We start from the raw sequence: 8,194 nt of genomic DNA, 5'->3' as shown, positions 1-8,194 counted from the left end.
CCATACGATTTACGTTAAATGATGAAAATAAATAACCGATTGTAACATATTTTTTGTAATTTTGTACGTAGAAAGTTCGCCGTCGTTCATCCGTCGCGCAAGCTTTCTGTGAAGTAATATACGCTGTTTTAGTCTGCAAAACCATTTGATGCACTCGCTAAAATAGCTTATTTTATGCTCGTGACCGTAGGTTTTTCCTACAAAGATGTCACAATTATCCATGAAGTACTGTAGGGTGCAACTCATCCTGGTATCTGTCTCTGGGCGTTTGTTTGACTCAGTGACAAATGTAACATGTGCTTCCAAGACAGTTTGCCGCGAGGCTTGAACAGAAATAAAAACAATGGAAAGACAAAAAACATTTAAATTCAAGACAGCTTTTGACAGCAAAGTAGCCATTCCTGGTTTGTCAGTATTAATTCTCCTATCTATTTATTGCGGACTTTTTCCGGCCCAAGCCGAATCCGTGTTGACCACGGTTCAGACCTACGTTTATCAAAACATGAGTTGGGTTTACGTGCTGCTAATCACCTTCTTCATGGTGTTTCTGGTGCTGTTAGCGTGCAGCAAGGCTGGCAACATCCGATTGGGCGCAGACAATTCAGAACCACAATATGGCTTTTTCTCCTGGATTTCGATGCTTTTTGCGGCCGGCATGGGCATTGGATTGATGTATTATGGTGTGGCCGAACCGATGACTCATTATGTAGCACCAGCGTTGGCCGACTCCGCAATTCCGGCAAAAGAGGCTCAGTTACACACTTTTTTCCATTGGGGGTTGCACGCTTGGGGTGTTTATGCCATCGTGGGTCTGGTGCTGGCCTATTTCTCTTATCGTTATAAATTGCCCTTGGCCATTCGCAGTGGTTTATATCCCTTGTTGAAAGATAGAATCAATGGACCCGTAGGCGATGTCGTGGATATCTTCGCTTTGGTGAGTACCTTCTTCGGTATTGCCACCTCTTTAGGATTGGGAGCCATGCAGCTCAACGCCGGACTGAGTTATTTGGGACTGGTAGAAGAGCAAAGTTTTACCTGGCAAGTTGCATTGGTCATCGCGGTGACCAGCATAGCCATTTGTTCTACACTGTTGGGTATGAACAAAGGTGTGAAGCGATTGAGCGAGCTTAATTTAGCGTTAGCGGTAATGCTGCTGATCTTTGTCCTGGCACTAGGCCCCACCATCTTCTTGTTGAGCGCATTCAGTGAAGGTGTTGGGCATTATTTCAGTCAGTTTGTCAACCTCACCTTCAACACCTTTGCCTTTGAGCCACAACGCCAACAGTGGTTCACCGACTGGACAGTGATGTTCTGGGCGTGGTGGATTTCCTGGTCGCCTTTCGTAGGTTTGTTTATTGCTCGCATCTCAAAAGGGCGCACCATTCGTGAATATATCCTGGGCGTGTTGTTGGTTCCGTCCTTACTTATCTTTGTGTGGATGACGGTTTTTGGCAACGGAGCCATCTGGTTTGACCAAAATACCGCAAACGGAGCGTTGTCTGCTCTGGCCAACTATCCAGACGTACTGCTGTTCAAGTTCCTGGAACAGTTCCCCATGTCTCAATTTCTTTGTGGACTGGCCCTTATGATGATTGCCGTGTTCTTTGTGACATCCTGTGACTCGGGCATTCTGGTGATGAACAGTATCTCAACCAAGAACAGGCCCAATTCGCCCCGTTGGCAGAACGTATTCTGGGGTGCCCTGCTCTGCTTACTATCCTTGTTGCTGTTGCGCACGGGCGGTTTGAAGGCATTACAAACCATGACCTTAATCTCGGCCTTACCTTTTGGCATTGTCATCGCCCTATTGTGCTTCTGCTTGGTCAAGGCTTTGAGGCTGGACAACCTGTATCACTCGACGAAACTTCCCTATGGTAGTCGCAATTGGGACGGTGAACATTGGGAGCAACGATTGGATCAAATCTTGACCTACTCGCAGAAAAAAGATGTTAAACGATTCATGGCCGAGAAGGTTCGGCCAGCCTTTGAAGAGATTCTGGCGGCATTGGAGCCGAAAGGAATCCATGCCGAGATACGCGGCGAGCAGGAGGGCAAGATGAGAATTGAACTGATGATTCCGCACAATAAGATGAACAATTTTGTTTATGGAGTGATGCCCGAACGACAAAGCATCTCCGACTACTTCATCGATGACGAGAACACGCCCAACATTGACACGATTGACCTGTACGTGCCAGTAACTTATTATAACGATGGTAGGCGCGGCAATGACATTCAATACCTGACGAAGGAAGAAATCATCGCAGACGTACTGCGCGAATACGAACGATTCAGCAGCATCATTCGCAACGAACAGAATGAACTATTGGTGATAGACCGCGACCACTTGAAGTAATCACTCAAGGCTTGCACCGAGAGCATTTCCGTACAACGGCGCACCAACAGGTCGACAGACGGCATTGAACCAACTTAAAAAGGGTACCACGGAGGTACCCTTTTTTGTTTTTCTAAAAATAAACTTCCTATTCGGAATTTTTTATCTACATTTGTAACGTATTGATGAAGGGGACAACATGATGATGTTCCCCGTCATTCATAAGAAGTACGAACCATGATGAGTGATTTGCTTTTGATATTAGCCATGCCCCTCGCAGGAACTGTGTTGGGCGCATCGTTTGTTTTCTTCATGAAGGACCAAATGTCAGCAGTGGTTCAAAAAGCATTGCTGGGCTTTGCGTCGGGCGTCATGGTGGCTGCCTCGATTTGGTCGCTGCTCATTCCCAGCATGGAACAATGGGCCGACATGGGTAAATGGCAGGTATTGCCGGCTGCGGTAGGCTTTGCGATAGGCATCGGATTCTTGTTGCTGCTCGACCATATCACGCCCCACTTACACCTAGGGAGCACCGAACCCGAAGGGCCACGGGCGCATTTAAGTCGCACCACCATGCTCATCTTAGCCGTCACGATACACAACTTCCCCGAAGGAATGGCCGTGGGCGTGGTGGTTGCCGGTATGCTGCAAGGTGACGTTGGCATATCCGTGGGTGCTGCCATGACACTGTCACTGGGCATTGCCATCCAGAACATTCCGGAAGGAGCCATCATATCCATGCCCCTGAAGTCTGAAGGTAAAAGTAAATGGCGTTCGTTTACCATGGGCGCACTGAGCGGAGTGGTTGAACCGATAGGCTCGGTCTTGGTCATCTTATTGGCCGCCTTGCTCACGCCCACGCTGCCTTTCATGCTGTCGTTTGCCGCTGGTGCCATGTTCTATGTAGTGATAGAAGAGTTGATACCCGAGGCCTCACAGGGCGAGCACAGTGACTGGAGCACCATCGGCTTTGCCATTGGTTTTCTCATTATGATGACACTGGATGTGGTGCTGGGCTAAAATTTACTTTGAACTTTGAACATTGAACATTGAACTTTATCATTAGTAAAAAAGCTAACAACTCGTAAACTAGTCAACTCGTGAACTCGTGAACTTATATAACTATAAAATATGACATTACAAGAGAAAACAATATTGGAAGAACGAATCGTGGATGTACTCAAAACAGTGTACGACCCGGAGATACCAGTCAACATCTTCGACCTCGGTATGATTTACAAGGTGGACGTGCAAGACGACCATACGGTAGACATGGACATGACCTTCACCGCACCCAACTGCCCTGCGGCCGACTTCATCCTGGAGGATGTGAGAAGCAAGGTAGAGAGCCTCGAAGGCATCAAGGCCTGTAACGTGAACTTGGTCTTCGAACCAGCATGGGACCAGAGCATGATGAGCGAGGAGGCAAGGGTAGAGTTAGGATTTGACTAAAGAATGGCAGTGCCTCCCATTCAAAGCCCTCCACCCATAGAAAGGAGGAGCGAGGAGACAGGTTGGATAGTCACATTCCTGCAAAGCTTGCCATGAAGGTGACAGGCCAAAGTAAACCAATCACACGGTGACACCCCAAAAAGTTCAAAGAAAATAATTCCAAACTGAATATGAAAAACGTCTATTTCCTTTCTGATGCACATCTTGGCTCGTGGGCCATCCAACACCAACGAACACAAGAAAGACGACTGGTGCGCTTCCTGGACAGTATCAAGGAAAAGGCATCGGCCATCTATCTGCTGGGTGACATGTTTGACTTTTGGAACGAATATCGATATGTTGTGCCGAAAGGATACACGCGCTTCTTGGGTAAGATTAGCGAACTCACCGACATGGGCGTGGAGGTTCATTACTTCGTCGGCAACCATGACCTGTGGACCTACGGCTACCTGGAACGAGAATGCGGTGTGATTGTCCACCGAAAACCCTTGACAACAGAAATCGGCGACAAGGTGTTCTTCTTGGCACACGGTGACGGATTGGGCGATCCCGACCATCGGTTCAAGCTGTTGCGCAAGATTTTTCACAACCCTACCTGTCAGCGTTTGTTCAATGCCATCCATCCGCGGTGGGGCATGTGGCTTGGACTAACCTGGGCAAAGCACAGTCGTTTGAAGCGAGCCGATGGCAAAGAGACGCCTTATCTTGGGGAGGACAAGGAATATTTGGTGCAGTTTACCCACGAATACATGAAGACGCATGCCGACGTAGACTATTTTATCTACGGACACCGACACATTGAACTCGACCTGACGCTGAGTCGCAAGGCCCGCATGTTGGTCCTGGGCGACTGGATATGGCAGTTTACCTATGCCGTCTTTGATGGCGAGCACATGTTCATGGAGCAATATATCGAAGGCGAAAGCAAACCATAAATACAAATAATACATCAATGAAGACTAAATTTCTAAGCATGGTTCTCTTCTCATCCATGTTATTTTCGGCGAGCCAGGCAGTGGCTCAGCATCACGAATTCGCGAACTATAAACGATATGCACAAGACAACGCCCGACTGGGAAAGCTGGCCAAAGGTGAAAAGCGCGTCGTGTTTATGGGCAACTCCATCACAGAAGGATGGGTCAACCAGCACCCCGACTTCTTCAAAAAGCATGGCTACATCGGCCGAGGCATCAGCGGACAAACTTCCTTCCAATTCCTCTTGCGTTTTCGCGAGGACGTCATCAAGCTGCAACCCAAGGTGGTTGTGCTCAATTATGGAACCAATGACATCGCTGAAAACACGGGAGCTTACAACGAAGAACTGACCTATGGCAACATCATCTCGATGGTGGAAATGGCTCGCTTTCACAAAATCAAGGTCATCTTGGCCTCCTGTCTCCCTGCCCGCAACTTCGGTTGGCGACCCAACATCACAGACGGGATGCAGAAAATTCGCAGTCTTAACGCACGGGTAAAGGCGTACGCCAAAGCCAACAACATACCATACGTAGACTATTTTACGGCCCTGCTTGCCAAAGATGGCAACGGCATGGACAGCAAATACACACCCGAAACCGTACATCCCAACCTTGCTGGCTATGCGGTGATGGAGAAACTGATTGTGCCCGTGGTTGAAAAACTGCGCTAATGGCCATCGCCTCGCCCTTCTCTCGCCCGCTCTATGTGATGACAAAGCCTGCGGGCGCTTCATGCAACCTGGCTTGTGAGTACTGCTATTATTTAGAGAAGTTGCAGTTGTATCGCCACGACGCACGGCACGTCATGAGCGATGAAATGCTCGAACGCTTTGTCAAGCAATACATCGAGAGCCAGACCATGCAGCAGGTTCTTTTCTGCTGGCATGGCGGAGAAACGCTCATGCGCCCCCTGTCGTTTTATGAAAAGGTGGTCAGATTGCAGCGTCAGTACGCGCAGGGCAGGCAGATAGACAATGTCATACAGACCAATGGGACGATGATTGACGACCGGTGGGGCCAATTTTTCCATGACCAGGGTTGGCTGGTGGGCGTTTCCATCGATGGTCCTGAAGAGTTTCACGACGAGTACCGGCGCAACAAAGCCGGCCGACCTTCATGGCGTCAGGTAATGAGAGGCATCAACTGCCTGAACAAACATCAAGTAGAATGGAACGCCATGGCCGTGGTCAACGATTTCAATGCCGACTATCCACTCGATTTCTATCAATTCTTCAAGGACATAGGTTGCCACTACCTGCAGTTCACACCAATCGTCGAACGGATATCTACCCATCCCGATGGGCGGCATCTGGCATCCATGGCTGATGACGCGCAAGCAGAGTTGGCTGACTTCTCGGTCACACCTGAACAATGGGGACATTTTCTTTGCACTGTTTTCGACCAATGGGTGCGCAACGATGTGGGGTCTACTTTCGTGCAGTTGTTTGACACCACCCTGGCCAACTGGATGGGAATGGATGGCAGCTTGTGCACCATGGCCAGAGAATGTGGGCATGCCGGCGTGATGGAATACAACGGTGACGTGTATTCGTGCGACCACTTTGTATTTCCCGAGTACAAACTTGGCAACATTCGCGACAACACCTTGACAGAGATGATGTACTGTGAGCGTCAACGAGCCTTTGGACAAAATAAATACCGCTCTTTGCCACAGCAGTGCAAAAACTGTCACTACCTCTTCGCCTGTCACGGTGAATGTCCCAAAAACCGATTCTCTGAAACGGCCCAGGGTGAGCCTGGATTGAATTATCTATGCCAAGGTTACTACCGTTTCTTTGAACATGTAGCCCCATACATGGATTTCATGAAGCGCGAACTCACTGCTCACCGTCCGCCATCCAACGTCATGGATGCCATCAAGAACGGCTTATTATAAGAGCATACGGTAAGTCACCATCCTTTTGCAACTACTCTGTGGCAGAAAACAGCTCATCGTTTTCTCCTCTCATGTGAGGAAGAATACCTGTGCGTTGGGTGCCTCGCAGACCACCTTAATCTTTGCCTTGGCGCGTTCGCTCCATTCATCAATGCCATAGGTGAGCGACTGCTGGTCGTTGGTTTCAAGCAAATGGCGCAACACTTGTGGGTGTGCGCCATTATTATAATCGCATTCAAAAATAATCACGTGAGGCCCTTCTTGCGGGTTATTTGTTGAGTTTGATGGCCAATTTCTCCAGCATGTCCTTGGTCATGCTTTCCAAATCGTAGGTTGGATTCCATCCCCATTCAGCACGGGCGCAACTGTCATCCATCCTGTCGGGCCAGCTTTCAGCAATGCTCTGCTTCAGTGGATCCACGTCATACACCATCTCAAACTCAGGCTTTTGCTCCTTGATGGCCGCATAAATCTCCTCTGGGTCGAAGCTCATCGATGCGATGTTGAACGCATTGCGGTGTATCAACTTGTCTGGATTGGCCTCCATGAGCATGATGGCAGCCTTCAACGTATCGGGCATGTAGATCATATCCATCTTGGTTCCGGCCTTGATGGGACAAACAAAGCGGTCACCACGCACGGCATTGTAATAGATGTCGACGGCATAGTCGGTGGTACCTCCACCTGGAGGGGTGACGTACGAGATGACTCCCGGGAACCTTACCGCACGCGTGTCTACCCCATATTTATGAAAATAGTAATCGCTGAGCAGCTCGGTGGTCACCTTTGAAACGCCATAGATGGTCTGTGGGCGCTGAATAGTGTCTTGCGGTGTCATGTCATGCGGCGTGGTAGGGCCGAACGAACCTATCGAACTGGGGGTAAATACGGCACAATGATTCTCGCGCGCCACCTCCAAAATGTTCCATAGGCCATCAATGCCAATCTTCCAAGCCAGCCTTGGTTTCGACTCTGCTACCACAGAGAGCAGGGCGGCGAGGTTATAGATGGTGTCAATTTGATAATCTTTAACCACCTTCGCAATGAGTTCCGCGTTCGTGACATCAGCCACGGCCGACGGTCCACTCTCCTTTAGTTCACCGGTAGGCTCTGCTCCGATGATGTATCCAGCCACAACATGACTGTTACCATACTGTTTTCGTAGTTCTCTGGTCAACTCCGAACCAATCTGTCCGGTTGACCCAATGACCAAAATGTTCTTCATTATTCTTGATGTGTTTTAACCCTTAGTAGACGATTTAGTGCAAAAATAGCGCAAACCGAACATAGAGATAGTTTACTTTCTATATTGAGGCGCAGCCTATTTTATGTAAAAATAGCGCAAACCTAATACAAAGAAAATATATTTCCCTTGTCAAGGCGCAGCCTATTTTATGCAAAAACAGCGCAAACCGAACATAGAGAAAGTTTACTTTCTATATTGGGGTGCTGCCTATTTTATGCAAAATAACAACTTTTTTTTGACATCCCCGAAAAATTCTGGTAAGAATTTGAAAGTCGATCTTACTTTTT

General features: G+C 48.5%; 8 protein-coding genes. 6 read left to right on the top strand and 2 right to left on the bottom strand.

What is annotated here, in order from left to right; all coding sequences use genetic code 11:
* Window positions 1-343 precede the first annotated feature (343 nt).
* From HMPREF0650_RS11100 to HMPREF0650_RS11075, 6 genes are all read left to right on the top strand, one after another.
* Complete coding sequence (locus HMPREF0650_RS11100; RefSeq protein WP_004350840.1) at window positions 344-2,356, top strand: BCCT family transporter; 2,013 nt, start codon at window positions 344-346, stop codon at window positions 2,354-2,356.
* A gap of 216 nt (window positions 2,357-2,572) precedes the next feature.
* Window positions 2,573-3,355 carry a ZIP family metal transporter gene (locus tag HMPREF0650_RS11095; RefSeq protein WP_004350839.1) on the top strand — a complete coding sequence of 261 codons (783 nt, stop codon included), beginning with the start codon at window positions 2,573-2,575 and terminating at the stop codon, window positions 3,353-3,355.
* Window positions 3,356-3,466: 111 nt separating this feature from the next.
* Window positions 3,467-3,787 (top strand): iron-sulfur cluster assembly protein, encoded by a 321-nt coding sequence (locus HMPREF0650_RS11090; RefSeq protein ID WP_004350835.1) that lies wholly within the window; start codon window positions 3,467-3,469, stop codon window positions 3,785-3,787.
* Between the two features lie 170 nt (window positions 3,788-3,957).
* Complete coding sequence (locus HMPREF0650_RS11085; RefSeq protein ID WP_004350833.1) at window positions 3,958-4,722, top strand: UDP-2,3-diacylglucosamine diphosphatase; 765 nt, start codon at window positions 3,958-3,960, stop codon at window positions 4,720-4,722.
* Window positions 4,723-4,739: 17 nt separating this feature from the next.
* Entirely contained in the window at window positions 4,740-5,435 is a 696-nt protein-coding gene (locus HMPREF0650_RS11080) for an SGNH/GDSL hydrolase family protein (RefSeq protein ID WP_004350832.1), read from the top strand.
* On the top strand, window positions 5,435-6,661 hold the full coding sequence (locus HMPREF0650_RS11075) for an anaerobic sulfatase-maturation protein (RefSeq protein ID WP_004350830.1): 1,227 nt from the start codon (window positions 5,435-5,437) through the stop codon (window positions 6,659-6,661). The genes HMPREF0650_RS11080 and HMPREF0650_RS11075 overlap by 1 nt, the downstream gene beginning before the upstream one ends.
* A 69-nt stretch (window positions 6,662-6,730) precedes the next feature.
* Here the strand turns inward: HMPREF0650_RS11075 and HMPREF0650_RS12865 are convergent, their stop codons facing one another.
* Both HMPREF0650_RS12865 and HMPREF0650_RS11070 read right to left on the bottom strand, forming a co-directional pair.
* Window positions 6,731-6,910: a hypothetical protein gene (locus HMPREF0650_RS12865; RefSeq protein WP_004350828.1), complete on the bottom strand. Its 180-nt coding sequence runs from the start codon at window positions 6,908-6,910 to the stop codon at window positions 6,731-6,733.
* Window positions 6,911-6,929: 19 nt separating this feature from the next.
* Entirely contained in the window at window positions 6,930-7,886 is a 957-nt protein-coding gene (locus HMPREF0650_RS11070) for an NAD-dependent epimerase/dehydratase family protein (protein WP_004350826.1), read from the bottom strand.
* Window positions 7,887-8,194 lie beyond the last annotated feature (308 nt).

This window comes from Hoylesella buccalis ATCC 35310 (genome assembly GCF_000177075.1).
In the GTDB taxonomy this organism is placed as follows: domain Bacteria; phylum Bacteroidota; class Bacteroidia; order Bacteroidales; family Bacteroidaceae; genus Prevotella; species Prevotella buccalis.
The sequence above is the reverse complement of the archived record's forward strand: the minus strand, read 5'-3'. Positions and strand labels throughout refer to the sequence as shown.